The sequence below is a fragment of the Geodermatophilus pulveris genome, from assembly GCF_900188375.1.
Taxonomy (GTDB): Bacteria; Actinomycetota; Actinomycetes; order Mycobacteriales; family Geodermatophilaceae; genus Geodermatophilus; species Geodermatophilus pulveris.
The window spans coordinates 61643-81513 of the sequence record NZ_FZOO01000007.1; the positions used below are offsets into that span (position 1 = coordinate 61643).

General features: G+C 77.6%; 17 protein-coding genes and 1 tRNA gene. 4 read left to right on the forward strand and 14 right to left on the reverse strand.

Annotated elements, in window-relative coordinates; genetic code table 11:
• Nucleotides 1-58: 58 nt before the first annotated feature.
• From CHB98_RS14665 to CHB98_RS14675, 3 genes are all read right to left on the reverse strand, one after another.
• Nucleotides 59-132: transfer RNA gene (locus CHB98_RS14665), tRNA-Leu, on the reverse strand.
• Nucleotides 133-139: 7 nt separating this feature from the next.
• A complete protein-coding gene (locus tag CHB98_RS14670) occupies nucleotides 140-1522 on the reverse strand; it encodes an NAD(P)/FAD-dependent oxidoreductase (protein WP_089306341.1) in 1383 nt (460 codons plus the stop codon).
• Nucleotides 1523-1531: 9 nt separating this feature from the next.
• Entirely contained in the window at nucleotides 1532-2317 is a 786-nt protein-coding gene (locus tag CHB98_RS14675; protein WP_089306342.1) for a uracil-DNA glycosylase, read from the reverse strand.
• Between the two features lie 57 nt (nucleotides 2318-2374).
• Between CHB98_RS14675 and CHB98_RS14680 the strand changes: the two genes are divergently transcribed.
• Both CHB98_RS14680 and CHB98_RS14685 read left to right on the forward strand, forming a co-directional pair.
• Nucleotides 2375-2677, forward strand: coding sequence for a DUF4235 domain-containing protein (locus CHB98_RS14680; protein WP_089306343.1), 303 nt, complete (start codon nucleotides 2375-2377; stop codon nucleotides 2675-2677).
• A gap of 124 nt (nucleotides 2678-2801) precedes the next feature.
• On the forward strand, nucleotides 2802-4007 hold the full coding sequence (locus CHB98_RS14685) for a GNAT family N-acetyltransferase (protein ID WP_089306344.1): 1206 nt from the start codon (nucleotides 2802-2804) through the stop codon (nucleotides 4005-4007).
• Between the two features lie 4 nt (nucleotides 4008-4011).
• Here the strand turns inward: CHB98_RS14685 and CHB98_RS14690 are convergent, their stop codons facing one another.
• The 6 genes from CHB98_RS14690 to CHB98_RS14715 all read right to left on the reverse strand — a co-directional run bounded on the left by CHB98_RS14690 (nucleotide 4012) and on the right by CHB98_RS14715 (nucleotide 9343).
• Nucleotides 4012-4962 (reverse strand): Ppx/GppA phosphatase family protein, encoded by a 951-nt coding sequence (locus CHB98_RS14690; RefSeq protein WP_089306345.1) that lies wholly within the window; start codon nucleotides 4960-4962, stop codon nucleotides 4012-4014.
• The gene (locus tag CHB98_RS14695; RefSeq protein ID WP_089306346.1) at nucleotides 4959-5459 is read right to left on the reverse strand and encodes a DUF501 domain-containing protein; all 501 of its coding nucleotides are present in this window, start codon (nucleotides 5457-5459) and stop codon (nucleotides 4959-4961) included. Before CHB98_RS14695 ends, CHB98_RS14690 begins: the two co-directional genes overlap by 4 nt.
• Complete coding sequence (locus tag CHB98_RS14700; RefSeq protein WP_089306347.1) at nucleotides 5456-6040, reverse strand: septum formation initiator family protein; 585 nt, start codon at nucleotides 6038-6040, stop codon at nucleotides 5456-5458. The genes CHB98_RS14695 and CHB98_RS14700 overlap by 4 nt, the downstream gene beginning before the upstream one ends.
• A gap of 16 nt (nucleotides 6041-6056) precedes the next feature.
• Entirely contained in the window at nucleotides 6057-7358 is a 1302-nt protein-coding gene (eno, locus tag CHB98_RS14705) for a phosphopyruvate hydratase (RefSeq protein ID WP_089306348.1), read from the reverse strand.
• A 73-nt stretch (nucleotides 7359-7431) separates the two neighbouring features.
• Nucleotides 7432-8346 carry a nucleoside triphosphate pyrophosphohydrolase gene (locus tag CHB98_RS14710; protein WP_089306349.1) on the reverse strand — a complete coding sequence of 305 codons (915 nt, stop codon included), beginning with the start codon at nucleotides 8344-8346 and terminating at the stop codon, nucleotides 7432-7434.
• 4 nt (nucleotides 8347-8350) lie between these two features.
• Nucleotides 8351-9343 carry a SurA N-terminal domain-containing protein gene (locus CHB98_RS14715; protein WP_143425095.1) on the reverse strand — a complete coding sequence of 331 codons (993 nt, stop codon included), beginning with the start codon at nucleotides 9341-9343 and terminating at the stop codon, nucleotides 8351-8353.
• 179 nt (nucleotides 9344-9522) lie between these two features.
• Here CHB98_RS14715 and CHB98_RS14720 point away from each other — a divergent pair, with 179 nt between their 5' ends.
• Nucleotides 9523-10197, forward strand: coding sequence for a 4'-phosphopantetheinyl transferase family protein (locus CHB98_RS14720; RefSeq protein WP_089306351.1), 675 nt, complete (start codon nucleotides 9523-9525; stop codon nucleotides 10195-10197).
• Complete coding sequence (locus CHB98_RS14725; protein WP_089306352.1) at nucleotides 10194-13130, forward strand: acetoacetate--CoA ligase; 2937 nt, start codon at nucleotides 10194-10196, stop codon at nucleotides 13128-13130. The genes CHB98_RS14720 and CHB98_RS14725 overlap by 4 nt, the downstream gene beginning before the upstream one ends.
• An 86-nt stretch (nucleotides 13131-13216) precedes the next feature.
• Here the strand turns inward: CHB98_RS14725 and mfd are convergent, their stop codons facing one another.
• The 5 genes from mfd to CHB98_RS14750 all read right to left on the reverse strand — a co-directional run bounded on the left by mfd (nucleotide 13217) and on the right by CHB98_RS14750 (nucleotide 19822).
• Entirely contained in the window at nucleotides 13217-16786 is a 3570-nt protein-coding gene (gene mfd, locus CHB98_RS14730; protein ID WP_089306353.1) for a transcription-repair coupling factor, read from the reverse strand.
• A 64-nt stretch (nucleotides 16787-16850) separates the two neighbouring features.
• The gene (locus tag CHB98_RS14735; protein WP_089306354.1) at nucleotides 16851-17609 is read right to left on the reverse strand and encodes a hypothetical protein; all 759 of its coding nucleotides are present in this window, start codon (nucleotides 17607-17609) and stop codon (nucleotides 16851-16853) included.
• A 68-nt stretch (nucleotides 17610-17677) separates the two neighbouring features.
• Entirely contained in the window at nucleotides 17678-18592 is a 915-nt protein-coding gene (locus tag CHB98_RS14740; RefSeq protein WP_089306355.1) for an alpha/beta hydrolase, read from the reverse strand.
• A 16-nt stretch (nucleotides 18593-18608) separates the two neighbouring features.
• Nucleotides 18609-19358 (reverse strand): polysaccharide deacetylase family protein, encoded by a 750-nt coding sequence (locus tag CHB98_RS14745; protein ID WP_218822375.1) that lies wholly within the window; start codon nucleotides 19356-19358, stop codon nucleotides 18609-18611.
• Nucleotides 19355-19822 carry an FAD synthase family protein gene (locus CHB98_RS14750; RefSeq protein WP_089306356.1) on the reverse strand — a complete coding sequence of 156 codons (468 nt, stop codon included), beginning with the start codon at nucleotides 19820-19822 and terminating at the stop codon, nucleotides 19355-19357. Before CHB98_RS14750 ends, CHB98_RS14745 begins: the two co-directional genes overlap by 4 nt.
• Between the last annotated feature and the right edge of the window lie 49 nt (nucleotides 19823-19871).

Below are 19871 nucleotides of genomic sequence, written 5' to 3' on the forward strand. Positions count from 1 at the left end.
GGACGCCGCCCGCACACCCGGACGGGGGGTGTGACGGCGCGCACGGGCGCCGGACGGGTGCCCCCGGTCGGGTTCGAACCGACACTGGGACCCTTTTAAGGGGCCTGCCTCTGCCAGTTGGGCCACGGGGGCGGGGAGGTCAGCTCGCCCGCATCGAGCCCGACTGGGCCTTGTCCGCCGCCGAGGGCGGGGGCAGCGAGCCGGTCCGGCCGGTGTTCGCCGCCTCGACGAACTCCCGGCGCGGGTCCTGCAGCTGGCCCAGCGAGATGACCTCGCGGCGGAACACCGCGGCGAGGGTCCAGTCCGCGACCACCCGCGCCTTGCGGTTGAAGGTGGGCACCCGGCTGACGTGGTAGGTGCGGTGCATGAACCAGGCCGGCCAGCCCTTGAGCTTGACGCCGTAGACCTGCGCCACGCCCTTGTGCAGCCCGAGGCTGGCCACCGACCCGGCGTAGGCGTGCTTGTAGGGCACCGGCTCCTGGCCCCCGAGCACCGCCACGATGTTGTCGGCCAGGCGCTTGGCCTGCCGGACGGCGTGCTGCGCGTTGGGCGCGGTGGTCGCGCCCTCGGTCTCCTTGGTGAGGTCCGGGACGGCGGCCAGGTCGCCGGCCGACCACGCGTCGGGCAGCCCGCGCACCTGCAGGGTGGCCTCGCAGACCACCCGCCCGCGCTCGTCGACCGGCAGGTCGGTCTCCTTGAGCATCGGGTTGGGCTTGGTGCCCGCCGTCCACACCAGGGTGTCGCTGGCGAACTCGTCGCCGTCGGACAGCTTCACCACGCACCCCTCGGACACCGACTCCAGGCGGGTGTTGAGCCGCACGTCCATCCCCCGCGCGGTCAGCTCCCGGACCGTCCAGGCGGCCATGTCCAGGTCGACCTCGGGCAGGATCCGGCCCATCGCCTCGACCAGCACCCAGCGCATGTCGGCGGTCGACAGCCGCGGGTAGTAGTGCGTGATCGCGTAGCGGGCCATGTCCTCGAGCTCGGCGAAGGCCTCCACGCCGGCGTAGCCGCCGCCGACGAAGGTGAAGGTCAGCGCCCGGCGGCGGACCTCCGGGTCGTCGGTGGAGCTGGCCGCGTCCAGCCGGGCCAGCACGTGGTTGCGCAGGTAGATGGCCTCGCCGACGTTCTTGAACCCGATGCCGTGCTCGGCCAGCCCGGGGATCGGCAGGGTGCGGGCGATCGAGCCCGCGGCCATGACCAGCACGTCGTAGGTCAGCTCGTAGGGCTGGCCCTCGATGGGTGCGATGCGGGCCCGCTTGGTGGCGTGGTCCACGCCGGTGACCGCGCCGGTGACCACCCGGCAGCGCGGCAACGTCCGGCGCAGCGGCACCACGACGTGCCGGGGCTCCACCGACCCGGCCGCGGCCTCGGGGAGGAACGGCTGGTAGGTCATGTGCGGCTGCGGGTCGACGATGACGACCTCCGCCCGGCCGTGCGAGAGGCGCTTCTGCAGCCTCAGCGCGGTGTAGAGGCCGACGTAGCCGCCGCCGACGATGAGGACCACGGGTCGCTCTGCCATGGGGTGAGCCTAGGGCCGGGGGCCCGGTCCCGGCACGGTCGCGGCCAGGGCGGTGGCCCGCGCGAGGACGGCGTCGAGCATCGGCTCGGTCAGCCGGCCGGTGAAGGTGTTCTGCTGGCTGACGTGGTAGCTGCCCAGCAGGGTGAGCGGGCCGCGTGGCCCGGCCAGGGTCACCTCCACGCCGTGCCCGAAGGCCGGTCGCGGCCGGGGCAGCGGGTACCCGGCCTCGGCGAGCACCGGCCACAGCGCCGTCCAGCCGAAGCCGCCCAGCACGACGGCCACCCGCAGCCGGGGCAGCAGCGCCAGCTCGCGGGCCAGCCACGGCGAGCAGGTGTCCCGCTCCTCCGGCGTGGGCGCGTTCGCCGGCGGCGCGCAGCGGACGGCGGCGGCGATCCGCACGTCGTCGAGCTCCAGCCCGTCGCCGACGTGGGTGGACGTCGGCTGGCTGGCCAGCCCGGCCCGCCACAGCGCCGCGATGATCCAGTCGGCGCTGCGGTCGCCGGTGAACACCCTGCCGGTGCGGTTCCCGCCGTGCGCGGCCGGGGCCAGACCGACGACGGCGATGCGGGCGTCGGCCGGACCGAGCCCGGGCACCGGCCGGCCCCAGTAGTCCTGGTCGCGGAAGGAGGCCCGCTTCACCCGGGCCACCTCCTCCCGCCAGGCGACCAGCCGCGGGCAGGCGCGGCAGCCGGAGACCCGCGCGTCCAGGGCCGCCAGGTCGCGGGCGCCGCGGGCGGAGCGCACCACCCCGGCCGGGCTGCGGGTGACGGGGAAGCCGTCGGCGTCGGTCGCCACGCCCCCAGCAGACCATCCGGCGCGCGCGGCCCGGCCACGGGGCGGGATGATCGCCGCGTGGCACGGACGAGGAAGCAGAAGCCGCCGCTGACCTGGAAGCTGCTGAGCAGCGGGACGGCGGTCCCCGCCGGGATCGCCGTCCGCAAGCTCAGCGACGCCGCCTGGTATGCCGCGCGCGGCACCCAACCGCCGAAGAACCCGGCCGCGCCGGGGGTCGGCTGGGGCGAGGCCCTGGCCTGGGCCGCGGTGTCCGGCGTGGCCGTCGCGGCCGGCCGGCTGGTCGCCGCCCGCGGCGCGGCCGAGGCCTACCAGCGGCTCACCGGCAAGCTGCCGCCCGGCCTCAACGAGGGCTCGGCCTGACCGGCCCGCGCCGTCTCCCCCTCCCGGGGGTCGTCACCGCCCCCCGCCGGACCTAGCGTCGTAGCCCGGTCAGCGGCCGGGCGGGGACGGGACCCGGCGCGCGAGGGGCGAGGAGCGTGCGCGGGTGGACTCAGCGGTGCCGGTCTCGGAGCACGTCCCGGGCGGGTCCGCCCCGGCGGTGCCGCACCGGTCGGCCGGCGCGCGTCCCGCCGTCGTCCGCGACCACGCGGGGTTCGACGCGCTGGCCGGGGCCTGGGACGACCTGTGGGCGCGCAGCCCGCAGGCCACCCCCTTCCAGGCGCACGCCTGGGCGAGCTCCTGGGCGCGCACCCACGTCCGGGCCGGGCGGCTGGCCGTCGTCTGCGTCTGGGACGGCGACGTCCTGGTGGCCGCGGCGGCGCTGCACCGGGTCCGCCGCGGGCCGGTGCCGGTGCTCCTGCCGCTGGGCGGGGACACCTCCGACCACACCGACGTCCTGCTGGACCCGGCCGCGCCCGACGCCGGCCCGCGGCTGGTGCGGGCGCTGCTCGCGGTGCCCGGCTGGCGGGTGCTCGACCTGCCCGAGGTGCTGCCCGGCGCGGCCGCCGAGCACTGGGCGCGGCAGTGGCCCGGCCGCGTCCGCCGGGCGACGGCGTCGGTGAACCTGCAGCTGCCCGCGCTGCCGGTGGCCGACGTGCTGGCCCGCGTCCCCGCGCGCACCGCAGGCACGCTGCGCCGCAAGCTGCGCAAGGTCGAGCGGCTCGGGGTGGTGGCGACCGAGGTGGCCCCGGACGGCGTCCCGCACGCCGTCGGCGAGCTGATCCGGCTGCACGAGGCGCAGTGGGCCGGACGCCGCGGGAACCCCGAGCACCTCACCGCCCGCTTCCGCGCGCACCTGGCCGGGGCGCTGGTGCCGATGGTCGAGCGCGGCCAGGCCGTGGTCGTCGAGTACCGGGTCGACGGCGAGCTGGTGGCCAGCGAGGTGGACCTGGTCGGGCACCGGCAGCTGGCCTACTACCTGGCCGGCATCTCGCCGTCCCTGCGCCAGCACGTGGACACCGCCGTCCTGCTGGTCGACGGCGCCCTCGGGCGGGCCACCCGGCTGGGCGTGGCGGAGTACTCCTTCCTGCGCGGCCTCGAGGACTACAAGCTGCGCTGGCGGCCCGACGAGGTGGTCGCCACGCGGGTGCTGCTGGCCCGCCCGGGGCTGCTGGGCTCGGCCGGGCACCTCCCGGCGGCCGCCGCCAGCGGCGCGGTGCTGGGCCTGGCCCGGCGGGCGCTGCGCGGGCGGGCCAGGGAGCTGGCCCGCACGGTCATGCAGGGCGTCCGCACGCTGCGCGCCCGCACCTGACCGCTCACGAGCGGGCCAGCTGCAGCGCGATGCCGTCGAGGATGTCGTGCTCGCTGACGACCACGTCGTCCAGGGCGAAGGCGTCCATGAGCACCCGCAGCACCAGCGCGCCGGCGCCGATGACGTCGACCCGCCCCGGGTGCATCACCGCGTACCCGGCCCGCCGCTGCCGGGTGGCCGTGAGCAGCCCGGCGGTGACCGACCGGACGGCGGACACCGGGACGCGCGACCCGTGGATGGCCACCGGGTCGTAGGCCGGCAGCCCGAGGGCCAGCGCGGCCACCGTGGTGACCGAGCCGGCCAGGCCCACCAGGGTCGCCGCCTCCCCCACCGGGACGGCGGCGGCGACGTCGGCCAGCGCGGCGCGGACGTCGGCCTCGGCGCGCTGGATCTCGTCGGCCGACGGCGGGTCGCCGTGCAGGTGCCGCTCGGTGAGCCGCACGCAGCCCACGTCGACCGAGCGCGCCGCGCGCACCCCGCCGGCGTCGCCGAGGACGAACTCCGTCGACCCGCCGCCGATGTCGACGACCAGGTACGGCGGACGCGGCGCCGGCCGGCCGTGCGCGGTCACCGCGGCGTCCAGCGAGGCCGTGGCGCCCAGGAAGGACAGCCGGGCCTCCTCGTCGCCGTCGACGACGTCGGGCAGCCGGCCGAGGGTGGCCACGACCATCCGCTCGAAGTCGGTGCGGTTGGCCGCGTCGCGGCTGGCGCTGGTGGCGACCATGCGCACCCGGGTGGCACCGAGCTCGCGGGCCCGGGCGGCGTACTGCGCCAGGACGACGCGGGTGCGCTCGATCGCCTCCGGCGCCAGCCGGCCGGTGGCGTCCACGCCCTGCCCGAGCCGGACCACCTCCATCCGGCGCAGCAGGTCGGTGTGCGGCCCCTCCGGCGGGACGTCGGCGACCAGCAGCCGGATGGAGTTCGTGCCGCAGTCGATGGCCGCGACGCGGGTCACGGGCCCTCCTCCGGTGGCGCGCACGGGCCGTTCGCCCACCACTCCCCCATGCTCTCCACGGCGCGGTCGCCGACCGGGTTGGCGCCGGGGCCGGCGGCGAGCGCGTGCGCGGCCAGCGCGTGCAGGCACTTGACCCGGTCGGGCATCCCCCCGGCGGTGCTGCGGGTGGGCAGCACGCCGAGCGCGTCCCGCTCGGCCAGGTAGGCCTCGTGGGCGGCGCGGTACCCGGCGGCCAGCTGCGGGTCGGTGCCGAGGTCGGCCTGCCACTCGCGCATCCGGCCGGCGGACTCCAGCCGGCTGGCCGCGGCGCTCGCCCGCGGGCAGGTGAGGTAGTAGGTGGTGGGGAACGGGGTGCCGTCCTCCAGCCGCGGGGAGGTCTGCACGACGTCGGGCTGGCCGCACGGGCAGCGGTGCGCGACGGCGCGCAGGGCGCGCGGCGGCCGGCCGAGCTGGCGGGCGACGACCTCGCGGTCCTCCCGGCTGATCTCCGGGCTCACTCGCCGGGCTCCGCGTCGCCGTCGGCCACCGCCACCGAGCGCACCAGCGCCTCGTACCAGGGCAGCTCGCCGGCGACCGGCTCCGGCACGGTGCCGGCGTCGCCCTCCACGGCCTCGCCGTCGACGACGACCACCAGCCGGTCCCCGGGCAGCACGTAGGCCAGCCGCTCGCGGGCCTGCCGGGCGGTGTACGCCGGGTCGGCCTGCCGCTCGAGCTGCTGCTCCAGCTGCTCGACCCGCTGGTCGAGGGCGGTCCCCTCGGCGGCCAGCCGGGTCAGCTCGGCGCGGCCGGCCAGGAACTGGCGGACCGGGCCGGCCAGCGTCAGCAGCAGCACCAGGACCAGCCCGGCCAGCAGGACCGCGCGGCCGGTGACCAGCGGCCGGCGGGATGCCGCACCGGCACCGCCCACCCGCGGCGGGCGGCGGACGGCGCGTCGCGGCTCCGGGCGGATGCCGGCCCCCGAGCGCGTGCCGGCCGGCACCGGCCGGGACGGGGCGTGCGACAGCGGCCGGCCGGTCGAGCGCCGCCGGCCGGAGGGTGCCGCGCCCGACCCGCCGCGGCGGCCGGGCGCCGCGCTCATCGGCGGGCGCGGCCGGTCACTCGCCGGCCGCGCTGTCCATCGCCCTGGCCAGCCGCGGGAAGGCGGCCGCACCGGCGTAGCGGGCGGCGTCGTCGAGCTCCTCCTCGATGCGCAGCAGCTGGTTGTACTTGGCCACCCGCTCGCTGCGGGCCGGCGCGCCGGTCTTGATCTGCCCGCAGTCCGTGGCGACGGCGAGGTCCGCGATCGTGGTGTCCTCGGTCTCGCCGGAGCGGTGGCTCATCATGCAGCGGTAGCCGCTGCGGTGCGCCAGGTTCACCGCGTCCAGCGTCTCGGTGAGCGTGCCGATCTGGTTGACCTTGACCAGCAGCGCGTTGGCCGCCCCGCGGGCGATGCCGTCGGCCAGCCGGGACGGGTTGGTGACGAACAGGTCGTCGCCGACGATCTGCACCCGGTCGCCGAGGGCGGCGGTCATGGCGACCCAGCCCTCCCAGTCCTCCTCCGACAGCGGGTCCTCGATGGACGCGATCGGGTAGGCGTCGACCAGGCCGCGGTAGTAGTCGACGAGGTACTCCGCGGAGCGGCTCTGGCCCTCGAAGTCGTAGCCGCCGTCGGAGTGGAACTCCGTCGCGGCCACGTCGAGGGCGAAGGCGATGTCCGAGCCCAGCGTGTACCCGGCCTGCTCGACGGCCTCGGCGATGAGGTCCAGCGCGTCCCGGTTGCTCGGCAGGTCGGGGGCGAAGCCGCCCTCGTCGCCCAGCCCGGTGGACAGCCCGCGGGCCTTCAGCACCGACTTCAGCGCGTGGTAGGTCTCGGTGCCCATGGCCAGCGCCTCGGCGAAGGTCGGCGCGCCGATGGGGGCGATCATGAACTCCTGCACGTCGACGTTGCTGTCGGCGTGGGCGCCCCCGTTGAGGATGTTCATCATCGGCACCGGCAGCAGGTGGCTCGCCGGCCCGCCGACGTAGCGGAACAGCGGCAGCCCCGAGGACTCCGCGGCGGCCTTGGCCACGGCCAGGCTCACCCCGAGGACCGCGTTCGCGCCCAGCCGGGACTTGTCCGGCGTCCCGTCGAGGTCCAGCAGCCGCTGGTCGACCAGGCGCTGCTCGCTGGCGTCGAAGCCGACCAGCTCGGGGCCGATGACGTCCAGCACGCCGTCGACGGCCCGGGTCACCCCCTTGCCGCCGTAGCGCTGCCCGCCGTCGCGCAGCTCCACCGCCTCGAAGGCGCCGGTGGAGGCGCCGCTGGGCACGGCGGCCCGGGTGATCGTCCCGTCGTCGAGGGCGACCTCGACCTCCACGGTGGGGTTTCCGCGCGAGTCGAGGATCTCCCGCGCGCCTACGGCGTCGATGCTGGGCACGCGAGCAGCCTAGCCAGCCGCGCGGGCACCGCTCACCCGCCGCGCGACGCGCCGCCGCGGGGGCGGGCCCTGCTCAGCCCGCCGCGCGCTCCTCCGCCGCGGCGTCCAGCTCGCCGGCGTAGCGGCGGACCGCCTCGCGCAGCGCGTCCTCCACGTCCCAGCCGCGCTGCTCGGCGGCCGCGACGACGGCGAGCAGCCGCTCCCCCAGCTCCTCGGGGGCGGCCGAGGCGAGCTCCGCCGGCTCGGGCGTGGGCAGCCCCGAGCGCGCGGCCCGGCGGACCAGCGCCGCGCCCCACGACGCCGCGGGCTGCGACCGGGACACGCCCTCGGTCGGCGAGCGGCGCTGCTTCTCCACCTGCTTGATCTGCTCCCAGCCGGCCTCCACCTCGGCCACGTCCCGCGGACCGGCGTCCCCGAACACGTGCGGGTGCCGCCGGACCAGCTTGTCGACCAGGTCGCCGGCGACGTCGTCCACGGTGAACCGGCGGCCGGGACCGCCCTCGGCGGCCACGCGGGCGTGGAAGACCACCTGCAGCAGCACGTCGCCGAGCTCCTCGCGCATGGCGGCCGGGTCGTCGTCGACGATCGCGTCGTAGGCCTCGTGCGCCTCCTCGAGCAGGTAGCCGCGCAGCGAGGCGTGCGTCTGCCCGGCGTCCCACGGGCAGCCACCGGGCGAGCGCAGCACGTCCATCACCCGGACGACGTCCAGCAGCCGGGCGCCGGGGGGCAGCGGGGCCCCGACCACCTCGCTGGCGTCGACGTCGGTGCCGGCCGGCACCAGGGCCACCACGCTGTCCGGGCGGGCCGCGGCGGCCGCGGCGTCCGGGACGTCGTCCACCGGCCGGCCGGTGGCGCGCAGCGCGTCGGCGGCCGCGGCGGCCCCGGGCAGCGCGACCACCGGGCGCGCTCCGGACAGCGCCTGCCAGGCGGCGGGGCCGAGCAGGCCGCCGAGGGCGGGGTGGACGACGACGGCGAGCGCGACGGGCACCCGGTCAGTCTCCGGCAGCCGCCGCCGCGGCGCCGCCGTCCTCCTCCAGGAGCTCCACCACCCCGTCGCCGGAGGGGACGATCGCCCCCTCCTCCAGGACGCCGAAGCGGGGGTTGACGGTGACGTCCACGCCGGCGCGCACCTCCTCGACCAGCGGCTCGCCGGCCGCGGCGGCCTCGCCGCGGGCGGTCTGCTCCAGCTGCGGGCGGGCCTCCTCGAAGGTCGGCACGACCGGCTCGCCGACGAAGACGACGAGGACGCCGGGCAGCTCGGGCACGGTGAGCGACGTGGCGGTGTCCGGCGGGGTGGCCGCGACGGTGTCGGCCAGCTGCGGCGGCAGGTCCGCCGGCGCCACGGCGGTCACCTCGGCTAGGGTGGCCTCGCCGGGGTACTGCGCCGCGATCGCCGGGTAGGCGGCCGGGTCGGCCGCCAGCGCGGCGACCGCGGCGTCGGCGGCGGCCTGGTCGGGGACGTTGACGTAGCCCACCCGCGACTGCGACAGGGAGGGCAGCGCCGCGCTGTAGGCGGCGCGCAGCTCCTCCTCGGTGACCCCGTCGACCAGCCCCTCGGACTCGGCCACCCGCTGGCGCAGCAGCTGCTGGCGGATGCTCTCGAACACGTCGGCGCGGGCGACCCCCTGCGCGGCGGCCTGGGCGTAGACCGCCTCCGGGTCCTCGCCGGCCAGCAGCTCGTCCAGCCGGGCCCGGACGTCGGCCTCGTCCACCGTGACGCCGTAGCGCTGCGCGAACCGGTCGTAGACCTCCGCGTTGACCAGCCGGGTCAGCACCAGGCGGGTGAACTCGTCCTCCCGGCCCGCGGCCGCCTGGGCCAGGGCGGGGTCCTCCAGGCGGGTGTCGACGGCGGTCTGCAGCTCGCCGACGGTGACCTCCTCCTCGCCGACGTAGGCGGCCACCCCGGGGTCGGTGCGGCAACCGGCCACCCCGGCCAGCGCGACCAGGCCCACGGCCAGCGATGCGGTCAGGCGACGCGTGTGCACCCGCGGAGCCTGCCACACCCGGTGGCCCCGTCCGGGGAACCGCCCGGAGCTCGCGGGGGGTGGGGAGGACGGGGTCCTCCTGCGCCCGCGCGGCAGCGGGTCGCCCCGGCGGGTGTCCGCGGCCGCCCCTCCCCCCGACGGGGGACGCCTCCGGCAGCCCCGGCTGCCAGCATCGCGGCATGCCGCCGACCGCCCCCGCGCCGGCCCCCGCGGCGGGGCCGGCCGCGCCGCCCGGCGTCCTCACCCGGCTGGTCGACCTGGCCGCCGGCGGGGACGCGCTGGCCCGCGCCGCGGCGGTGCTGGACCCGGCCGAGCTGGCCCGCGCGCGCCGCGGCAGACCGGCGGTCCACCGGCGCCGCGTGCTGCTGCGGGCCGCCCTGCGCGCGGCGCTGGCCGACGAGCTGGGCGTCGCCCCGGGGGCGGTGCCGCTGCACGCCGACCCGTCCGGGCGCCCGCGGGTGGGCGTGCCGGGCCTCGACGCGAGCTGCTCGGCCAGCGGTGCCCTCGGCGTGGTCGCCGTCGGACGCCGCTGCCGGGTGGGCGTCGACGTGCAGGCGGTGGCCCCGTGGACGGACGACGTGCTCGACGAGGGCTGGCTGGCCCGGGCCGAGCAGGAGGCGCTCACCCGCCTGCCGGCCGGGGCGCGGCCGCTCGCGGCCACCCGCGCCTGGACCCAGAAGGAGGCCGTCCTCAAGGCCCGCGGCACCGGCCTGCGCGCCGACCCCTCCGCCACGGTGACCGTGGTCGGGCGGGCCGAGGGCGTGGTGGCCGGTTGGACGGTGCGGGACGTGCCCGTGCCCGACGGATGGGTGGCCAGCCTGGCGGTCGCCCGCGACGAGGAGACCCGCCGATGACCCCCGCGCCCGCCGTCCCGCAGCTCGCCGCGTTCCGGACCTGGTGCGCGGAGGCCGCCGGCGTCCCGCTGGACGCCCCCGGCGCCCTGCACGCCTTCTCCGTGGCCCAGCCGCGGCTGTTCTGGCGCACCCTGCTGGAGTGGACCGGGCTGCCCTGGTCCGGCTCGGCCGACGTGGTCCTCACCGACGGGGACGTGCGGACGGCGCGCTTCTTCCCCGACGTCCGGCTGAACTACGCCGAGGCCCTGCTGCGGCCGCTGGCCGGCGTCCCGGACGACGCCCCGGCGGTCACCGCCGTGCACGCCGGCCGGCCGGCCGACACCCTGACCCGCGGGCAGCTGCGCGCCGAGGTCGGGGCGACCGCGGCCGCCCTGGCCGACGCCGGCCTGCGCGCGGGCGACCGGCTGGTGCTCGTCGCCCCGCACGCCGCCGGCACGATCGTCGTGGCCCTGGCCGCGGCCGCCCTGGGCGCCGCGGTCTCCACCGCCGCCCCCGACATGGGCGCCCCGGCGCTGCTCGGGCGGTTCGCGCAGGTCGAGCCGGTGCTGGCCGTGCTGGACCGGGCCGCCATGGGCGCCGGGACGGCGGACGCGCTGCTGGCCGGCCTGCCGACGGTGTGCCGGCTGGTCGCCCTGGACGACCTGCCGCCGGCCGCCGTGCCCACCGACCGGCTGGCCGACCTGGTGGCCGCGGCGGGCCCCTCCCCGGAGTGGGAGCGGCGGCCGTTCGACCACCCGCTGTTCGTGATGTTCTCCTCCGGCACCACCGGCCCGCCCAAGGCGATGGTGCACGGCGCCGGCGGCACGCTGCTCGAGCACGTCAAGGAGCACCGGCTGCACGGCGACCTGACGCCGGCGGACACGCTGTACTTCCACACCACCACCGCCTGGATGATGTGGAACTGGCAGCTGTCCGCGCTCGCCGTGGGCGCGCACGTGGTCACCTACGACGGCCCGGTCACCGGCCCGGAGACGCTGTGGCGGCTGGTCGCCGAGCACGGGGTGACCGTCTTCGGCACCAGCCCGGCCTACCTGCAGCTGTGCCAGGACGCCGGCTGGTCCCCCGCCGCCCACGTGGACCTGTCCCGGGTGCGCGCGGTGCTGTCCACCGGCGCGGTGCTGCACGAGTGGCAGTTCGACTGGGTCGCCGAGCACGTCGGCCCGGTGCCGCTGCAGTCGATCTCCGGCGGCACCGACATCATCGGCTGCTTCGTGCTCGGCAGCCCGGAGGCCCCGGTGCGCCGCGGCCGGGCGCAGGCCCGCAGCCTGGGCCTGGACGTGGCCGCGGTCGACGCCGACGGCACCGAGGTCGTGGGGGCCGTCGGGGAGCTGGTCTGCCGCAACCCCTTCCCGTCCCGGCCGGTGGGCTTCCTGCGCGACCCGGACGGCGCCCGCTTCTGCGCCGCCTACTTCGCCGAGCACCCCGGCATGTGGACCCACGGGGACCTCGTCGACCTCGACGCCGACGGGTCGGCCCGGCTGCACGGGCGCTCCGACGGCGTGCTCAACATCGACGGCGTCCGCATCGGGCCCAGCGAGATCTACACCGTGCTGCGCGGTGTCCCCGAGGTCGCCGACGCCATGGCCGTCGAGCAGCGCGACCCCGACCGCGCCGGCGGGACCCGCATGGTGCTGCTCGCCGTGCTGCGCGACGGCGCCGAGCTGGACGAGGCGCTGCGGCGGACCATCCGGCGGCGGCTGCGCGAGCAGGCATCCCCGGCGCACGTGCCCGCGCTGCTCGTCGCCGTCCCGGAGCTGCCGCTGACCCACAACGGCAAGCGCTCGGAGCGCGCGGCCCGGGACGCGGTCAACGGCGACCCGGTGGCCAACGCCGACGCGCTGCGCTCCCCCGGCTGCCTGGAGGCCATCCGGGCGGCCGTCGCCGCGGCCGGCAGCGGCCCCGCCGCGGCCGCCGGCACCGGGGCCGGCGACCCGCTGCTGCGCGCGGTCACGGCGCTGTGGGCGGAGGTGCTGGGCACCGGGGGCATCGGCCCGGACGACGACTTCGCCGACCTGGGCGGCACCTCCCGGCAGGTGCTCAGCCTGCTGCGGCGGGTCCGGCTGGACCTGGGCGCCGACGTGCCGCTGCCGGTCTTCGCCGGGCAGCCCACCCCGCGCGGCCTGGCCCGTGCGGTGGCGGCCGCCGGGTCACCGGCCGACGGCGGCGTGGTGACGCTGCGCCCGGGGACCGGCCGGCCGGTGGTCCTCGTCGCCGACGCCTGGGGTCAGCTGAACCTGTACGCCGGGCTGGTGGAGCGGCTGGCCACCGACCGCCCCGTGCTCGGCCTGCAGCCCCGGCTCACCGGCCCGGACGGCACGCACGCGCCGATCGAGGAGGTCGCCGCGCAGGCGCTGGAGCGGCTGCGGGCGGCGCAGCCCGAGGGGCCCTACACGCTGGCCGGCTACTCCTTCGGCGGCCTGGTGGCCACCGCCATGACGACCGCGCTGGAGGCCGCCGGCGAGCCGGTCGCCTGGTTGGGGCTGCTCGACGTGCGCCCGCCGCGGGCGGCGCTGGACCCGGGGGAGCTGGCCGCCCAGCGGTGGGCCGGGCGGCTGCGCACGCTGCGCTCCGGCCGGGCCCTGGCCGCGGTGCGCCACCGGCTGGTCGCGGTCCCGGCCGGAGCGCCGTCCCCGGCCGCCGCGGCGGACCCGGGCGTCCGGGCCGACCCGGAACTGGCCTTCTTCACGCGGTCGGAGGCGGTCGGCGAGGCGTTCCGGCCCGGCGCGGTCGCCGCCCCGGTCACCTACTTCCTGGCCGAGGGCTCGCGGGCCGCCGTCCGCGGCACGCTGACCGCGTGGCGCCGGGTGGCCGCGGACCTGACCGTCGTCGACGTCCCCGGCCACCACGGCGACGTCGACGACGACCGGGTCGGCATGCTCAGCGCCCAGCACGTGGGCACGCTCGCCGAGCGCTTCTCCGCCGCGCTGCGGTGACCGAGGGCCCGACGATCATGGCGCCGTGACCACGTCCCGGATGCCCGGCGTGGTCACGGTGCCGTGATCGCGGTGGTCGACCGGCCTCACGACGCCGCGGCGACGGGCTGCTCCAGGAGGGCCCGCAGCAGCGAGTGCAGGTGGTCCAGCAGCGCTCCGTCGCGCAGCGGCGTGCGCCGGTCCGGGCCGACCGGCAGCTTGAGCGAGACGGTGTCGACGGTGGCCTTGTAGGTCGCGCCGTCGGCCAGCCGGGCCAGCCGCAGCTGCTTGGACTCCGGCAGCGGGACCGGGCTGATCCGGATCGCCCGGCCCTGCAGGGACACCTCGGTGATCCCCCACTGCCGCACCGCGGCGCGGAAGCGGGCCACGGCCAGCAGGTTGAGCACCGGCGCCGGCGGGGCGCCGTAGCGGTCGGTGAGCTCGTCGAGCACCGCCTGCGCCTGCTCGTCGGACTGCACCGAGGCCACCTTGCGGTAGGCCTCCATCCGCAGCCGCTCCCCGGGCACGTAGTCGTGCGGCAGGTGCGCGTCGACCGGCAGGTCCACCCGCACGTCGGCCGGCTCGGCCGGCGGCTCCTCGCCGGACAGCTGCGCCCGGTAGTCGGTGACCGCCTCCCCGACCAGCCGCACGTACAGGTCGAAGCCGACCCCGGCGATGTGCCCGGACTGCTCCCCGCCGAGCAGGTTGCCCGACCCGCGGATCTCCAGGTCCTTCATCGCCACCGCCATGCCGGCTCCGAGGTCGGTGTTGTGCGCGATGGTGGTCAGCCGGTCCACCGAGGTCTCGGTCAGCGGCCGGCTCGGGTCGTAGGTGAAGTACGCGTAGGCCCGCTCCCGGCCGCGGCCGACCCGGCCGCGGATCTGGTGCAGCTGGGACAGGCCGAAGGTGTCCGCCCGGTCGACGATCAGCGTGTTGGCGTTGGGGATGTCCAGGCCGGACTCCACGATCGTGGTGGCGACCAGGACGTCGTACTCCTTCTCCCAGAAGCCGACCATGATCCGCTCGAGCTCGTGCTCCCGCATCTGCCCGTGACCCACGGCCACGCGGGCCTCGGGCACCAGGCCGCGGATCTTCGCCGCGGCCTTGTCGATCGACTGCACCCGGTTGTGGATGACGAAGACCTGCCCGTCGCGCAGGAGCTCCCGGCGGATGGCGGCGGCCATCTGCTTGTCGTCCCACGCCCCGACGTAGGTCAGCACCGGGTGCCGCTCCTCCGGCGGGGTCAGGATCGTCGACATCTCCCGGATGCCGGTCAGGCTCATCTCCAGGGTGCGCGGGATCGGGGTGGCCGACATCGACAGCACGTCGACCGCCGTCCGCATGGTCTTCAGGTACTCCTTGTGCTCGACGCCGAAGCGCTGCTCCTCGTCGACGACGACCAGCCCGAGGTCCTTGAACCGGGTGGTCGGCTGCAGCAGCCGGTGCGTCCCGACCAGGACGTCGACCTCCCCGGCGGCCAGCTGCCGCAGCGTCTCGGCGCTCTCCGCGTCGGACTGGAAGCGGGACAGCACCCTCACCGTCACCGGGAACTGGGCGAACCGCTCGGAGAAGGTCTTGTAGTGCTGGTTGGCCAGCAGCGTCGTGGGCACCAGGACGGCGACCTGCTTGCCGTCCTGCACCGCCTTGAACGCCGCCCGGACGGCGATCTCGGTCTTCCCGTAGCCGACGTCGCCGCAGATGATCCGGTCCATCGGGACCGGATTCTGCATGTCCACCTTGACCTCGTCGATCGCGGCCAGCTGGTCGGGGGTCTCGGTGAACGGGAAGGCGTCCTCCAGCTCCCGCTGCCAGACGGTGTCCGGGCCGAAGGCGTGGCCCGTGGTGGCCATCCGCGCGGAGTACAGCCGGATGAGCTCGGCGGCGATCTGCTTGACCGCCCGGCGCGCCTGGCCCTTGGTCTTCTGCCAGTCCGCGCCGCCGAGCTTGGACAGCGCCGGGGCCTCCCCGCCGACGTAGCGGGTGAGCTGGTCCAGCGCGTCGGTGGGCACGAACAGCCGGTCCGGCGGCTGGTTCCGCTTGGACGGCGCGTACTCGACGATCAGGTAGTCCCGCTGCCCGCCGTGCACGGTGCGGCTGACCATCTCCACGTAGCGGCCGATGCCGTGGTGCTCGTGCACGACCAGGTCGCCGGGCTGCAGCTGGACCAGGTCGACGGCGTTGCGGCGGCGGGCCGGCATCTTGACCGCGTCGCGCATCGTCGTCCCGCGCGAGCCGGTGAGGTCGTGCTCGGTGAGCAGCGCCAGGCCCACGCCGGGCAGCGCGAAGCCGGACTCCAGGGTGCCCTGGGTGACGTGGGCCAGCCGCGGCTCGGGGGCCGTGGCGACGTCGGGGACCAGCCGGGTGCCGATCTCGGCCTCGGTGAACTGGTCGGCGGCGCGCTGGGCGGGCCCGGGGCCGGCGAAGGTGACCACGACCCGCCAGCCGTCGCGGGACCAGGCGCGCAGCTGCTCCACCGCGCGCGGCACGTCGCCGGCGAAGCGCTCGACGGGTGTCGCGTCCAGGGCGACGTGCGTGTCGTCGTCCTCGGTGGAGAGCGTGAAGGCCCCGGTGGTCCACCACGGCAGCCCGCGGCCGCGGGCGGCGGCCTCGACGTCGGCGAGGTCGCGGAAGGAGGAGGCGCCCAGGTCCAGCGGCGCGTCGCCGGCCTCGGCGGCGGTCGCCCAGGAGGCGGCGAGGAACTCCTCGGCGGTGCGCACCAGGTCCGCCGCCCGGCTGCGCACCCGCTCGGGGTCGCAGACCAGCACGTGCGTGCCGGCCGGCACCAGGTCGGTGAGCAGCTGCAGCTCCGCTGTGTCCCCACCCGCCCCACCGCCCCCGCTGATCAGCGCGGGGGTGAGCGACTCCATGCCCTCGACGGCGATGCCCTCGGCCAGCTTGCCGAGCACCTCCACCAGCCCCGGGTGCGTCACGGCCAGCTCGGCGGCGCGGGCACGGACGGCGTCGGTGAGCAGCAGCTCGCGGCACGGCGGGGCCCACAGCCGGTCGGGCCGCTCGTCGAGCGAGCGCTGGTCGGCGGCGGAGAAGTACCGCAGCTCGTCGACCTCGTCGCCCCAGAACTCCACCCGGACCGGGTGCGGCTCGGTGGGCGGGAAGACGTCGAGCAGGCCGCCGCGGACGGCGAACTCCCCGCGCTTCTCCACCAGCTCCACGCGGGTGTAGGCGGCGTCGGCCAGCGCGCGGGCGACGTCGTCGAGCTCGGTGGTGTCCCCGGGCTGGAGCTCCACGGGCACCAGGTCGCCGAGGCCGGGGGCCAGCGGCTGCAGCACGCTGCGCACCGGCGCGACCAGCACGTCGACCGTGCCGTTCCGGCCCGGGTGGGTCAGGTCGCGCAGCACCGCGAGCCGCCGGCCGACGGTGTCCGCGCGCGGGGAGAGCCGCTCATGCGGCAGCGTCTCCCAGGCGGGGAACACCTCGGTGCGCCGCCCGGGCAGGAAGCAGCGCAGCTGGTCGGCCACCTGGTCGGCGTCCCGCTCGCCCGCCGTCACCACGAGGACGGGCACGCCCGCACCGCCCCGGTCGGCCGCCAGCGCGGCGGCGACCAGCGGCTGGACGGACGGCGGCGCGGTGACCGCCAGCTCGGCGTTCCCGGCCGAAGCCACGACACGGGCCACGCCGGGGTCGGTGAGGACGACGTCGAGCACGCCGCGGAGGGTCACGCAGTCTCCTGGAGTCCGTGGCCGCACGCGCCGCGCCGGGTGCGCGGGGGGCCGTCCCCCGAGGTTAGCCCCGCACGGGCACCGGGGTCGCGGCGCTGCGACCTGCACCCGGCCCTCCGGCGGCGCGGGCCCGCCGCCGGTCGGCGAGGCGGCCCGCGACGTACCCGACCGAGGCGCTCAGGACGACCAGCTCCCCGCCGTCCTCCACCGTGCCGACGACGTCGCCGACCCAGCTGTCCAGGAAGAGCACGTGCACCTGGTCGAGGACGGCGCCGCAGAAGACGTAGGCCGCGACGAGCACGGCCATGCCCCGGCTGGCCCGTCGGTCCCACCCGTCGGCGCGGCGGTGCAGCAGCACCGCGGCCAGCAGCGGGGCCGCGGCCAGCAGGGCCCACAGCAGCAGCTCGCCGAGGTCGCTGGCCCGCAGGCCCAGGAACCCGTCGGGCGGGAACCACAGCCGCGCGGCCAGCCGGTCGGCGAGCCAGGCGCCGCGGTTCTCGTGCAGCCGCAGGGAGTCGTCGGCGAGGGCCAGCAGGAACAGCGCGGCGTACGCGGCCCAGACCAGGTGGCGGGTGAGCAGGCACAGGGCCAGCAGCAGCAGCCCGAGCACCGCCTGGTGGGCGTAGCCCACGACCTCGGCCCAGCCGCCGTCGGTCTCCAGCAGCCACGGGTCGGTGAGGTCCGGGCCGGCCGTGACCAGGCGGACGACGGAGGCTGCGATCAGCGCCAGGTCGACCGCCAGCAGGGCGGCGAGCAGCGGGACCGGTCCCACCGCCGCGAGCCGCCCGCGCGGTGCCGGCCCGGTCGTCGTGTCCTCGGTCATGCCCCACCTCCCCCGGACCGCCCGGCGGGCGGCCCTCGTGCCCAGTCCACCGAGGGGCGGGCGGACGCTCAACTCCCCGGCGCCGGCGGTGCCCCCAAGGGGGGAGCCGCGGTCGACGCGAAGAGGTCCAGCAGCGCGCCCAGGTCGTAGTGGCTGGGGTCGCCGTGCTCCCCCTCCGCCGCGCGCACGACGGCGCTGCCGCCGTCGGCCACCACCTGGGCGGCGCAGACGTCGGCGTTGCGGGCGCGGTCGACGACGGTGTCCTCCGCCGACGCCCAGAAGACCGCCGGGACGGCGGCGTCCAGCCGGACCGGGGACAGCGCCCGCAGCGCCCCGTCGACCGCGGGGCCGTACGCCGTGTCGATCGACGCGGCGTGGTCGTCGTACACCGACCCCAGGTCGCACAGCGGCTGGATGCCGGCGTAGGCGCGCAGCCCCGGGATCCGCCGGCCCTCGACGAGCCGCGCGCCGGCCAGGCCACCCATCGACTCGGCCACCAGGTACACGTCCGTGGCGTCCACCAGGTCGGTCACGGCGGCGGCCAGGGCCGCGTGGGCGTCGACGCTCGCCGCGTCGCCCCAGGCGTCGCCCCCCGCGTCGCTGGCGGCCACGGCGTACCCCGCGGCCACGAGCCCGTCGGCCAGCGCACCGAACCCCTCGCCGGCCAGCACGGCGGTGCCGCGGGCGTCGAGGCCGTGGGCGTAGAGGACCAGCCGGCCGTTGGGCTGCTGCGGGCGGACGACGACCGCGGCCTGCCCGCCCACCTCGACCTCGTGGACGCCGGGGCCCAGGTCCGGCAGGGGCTCGGCGACCGTCGCGGGCGACACGGACTCGGCGGGCGGCACGCGGTCGGCGGGCGGCACCGGGGCGGCGGCCGGGCCCGCGGCCGGCACCGCGGGGGCGGAGCAGCCGCCGAGCAGGGCGGCGACGGCCAGTGCGGCCGCGGCGCGACCCGCCCCCCGCCGCGGGCGGCGCCGGGTCACCGCCGGTGCGGCCGGCTCACCGGACGCGCAGGTGGTGGCGGGCGAGCCGGGCGACCAGGTGGGCGCCGGTGTCGCCGGGGGCGACGTAGCAGCGGGGCACGGTGAACCGGTCGCCGGGCCGGTAGTCGCCGGTGACGCAGGCGTGGTCGTAGCCGGCGGACCGCACCGCCTCGGCGGCGGCCTCGTCGAAGTCGCCCCACGGGTAGCAGAAGCCGGGGACCTCGGCCTGCAGGACGTCCTCCAGCACCCGGCGGCTGCCGGCGACCTCGCGGGACAGCGTGGCCGGGTCGGCGCCGGCCAGCCGGACGTGGGTCAGCGTGTGGCTGCCGACCTCGTGCCCCGCGGCGGCCACGGCGCGCACCCCGTCGGCGTCGAGCAGGGCCAGCCGCGGGCCGTCGTCCCAGCCGTTCCAGCCGCCGAGCCGGCCGGCCACGACGTAGAGCGTGCCGGTCATCCCGTGCCGGGCCAGCACGGGGACCGCCTCGTGCAGGAAGTCGGTGTAGCCGTCGTCGAAGGTGAGCCCGACCAGGCCCCGGGCGCGGCCCCGGTCCGCGGCGGCCACCAGCTCGCCCAGCGACACACCGCGCAGGCCCAGCCGGCGCAGCAGCCGCAGGTGCCGGTCGAGGCGGCCGGGGTGCACCCGCACGCGGTGCGGGTCGGGCAGCTCCGAGGTGCTGATCGAGTGGTACATGAGCACCGGCGGCAGCGACACCCGCGGACCGCGCGGCCGCACCCCGGCGCCCGCGCCGGCCGGCCGGGCGGTCACCGGCGGCCGTCCGCCGCCCGCGCCAGCACCGGGTCCCCCGGCCCCTGCTCCAGGGCGGCGAGCGCGCGGCGCAGGGCGGTGCTGGAGGTGTGCACGGTGTAGGGGAAGTAGCGCACCTCGACGCCGACCGCGGCGAAGTCGCGCTCCAGCCGGCGGCCCTTCTCCGTGCCGCGCCAGTCGTCGCCCTTGAAGATCACGTCGAACCCGACGGTGCGCCAGGTCTCCAGCTTGTCGGGCACGACCTCGGCGTGCACCTCGTCGACGACCCGCAGGCCGCGCACGATCTCCATCCGCTCGGCCAGCGGCACCACCGGCGGGCGGCCCTTGGTCAGCACCAGCACCTCGTCGGAGACCACGCCGGCGACGAGGTGGTCGCACTGCTCAGCGGCCCGCCGGAGCAGGTTCAGGTGGCCGACGTGGAACAGGTCGTACGCGCCCGGCGCGTAGCCGATCACCGTGCTCATGGCAGTTCTCCCCCGTGCACGCCGCGGCGTCCGTCCGCGGCTCCCCGAG

Coding starts and splice junctions, on each gene's coding strand:
- CHB98_RS14735 (WP_089306354.1), bottom strand. CDS start 17,609: ATGACCGAGGACACGACGACCGGGCCGGCACCGCGCGGGCGGCTCGCG.
- CHB98_RS14720 (WP_089306351.1), top strand. CDS start 9,523: ATGCCGCCGACCGCCCCCGCGCCGGCCCCCGCGGCGGGGCCGGCCGCG.
- CHB98_RS14750 (WP_089306356.1), bottom strand. CDS start 19,822: ATGAGCACGGTGATCGGCTACGCGCCGGGCGCGTACGACCTGTTCCAC.
- CHB98_RS14700 (WP_089306347.1), bottom strand. CDS start 6,040: ATGAGCGCGGCGCCCGGCCGCCGCGGCGGGTCGGGCGCGGCACCCTCC.
- CHB98_RS14725 (WP_089306352.1), top strand. CDS start 10,194: ATGACCCCCGCGCCCGCCGTCCCGCAGCTCGCCGCGTTCCGGACCTGG.
- CHB98_RS14670 (WP_089306341.1), bottom strand. CDS start 1,522: ATGGCAGAGCGACCCGTGGTCCTCATCGTCGGCGGCGGCTACGTCGGC.